Here is a 383-nt window from a genome sequence, read left to right as displayed (position 1 = left end):
ACGGGCGTCCAGCGCGGATGCGTCCGTCGCGAGCGCCAGGCGACCGCGATGACGGCCACCGACAGGGAGGTGTGGAGCGACGGAAACACGTTGGTATTCGACGCCACCGCCGCGGTGAGGTCCTGCGTCTGCGGGTACACCCGGTACATCAGTCCGGAGACGGTCTCCAAGTGGTTTCGCGGCCCGTACGAGATGAACAGGGTGTAACAGACGGTGCCGACGGCGTAGTTCAGCATGTACGCGACGAGCAGTTCCTTCAGGTGTCGCTGTCGGCGTCCCGCCGAGAGGAAGTACGTTATCGGTCCCGCGACGAGGAGGAACGCGAACCCGACCATGTAGCTCACGGTGAAGAACTCCAGCGTCGCCTCCGGCGTCACGTCTTG

Annotated in this window: 1 protein-coding gene; it reads right to left on the bottom strand. The window is 64.8% G+C overall.

The genetic code is table 11. From position 1 onward, the window contains the following. Positions 1-383: phosphatase PAP2 family protein (locus EXE44_RS18480; protein ID WP_199241287.1), on the bottom strand; the 383-nt coding region annotated here is incomplete at both ends.

Origin of the sequence: Halorubrum sp. SS7, assembly GCF_005435055.1 — an archaeon.
GTDB lineage: Archaea > Halobacteriota > Halobacteria > Halobacteriales > Haloferacaceae > Halorubrum > Halorubrum salinarum.
Note: the sequence above shows the minus strand (reverse complement) of the source record. Positions and strands in the feature narration are given on the sequence as shown.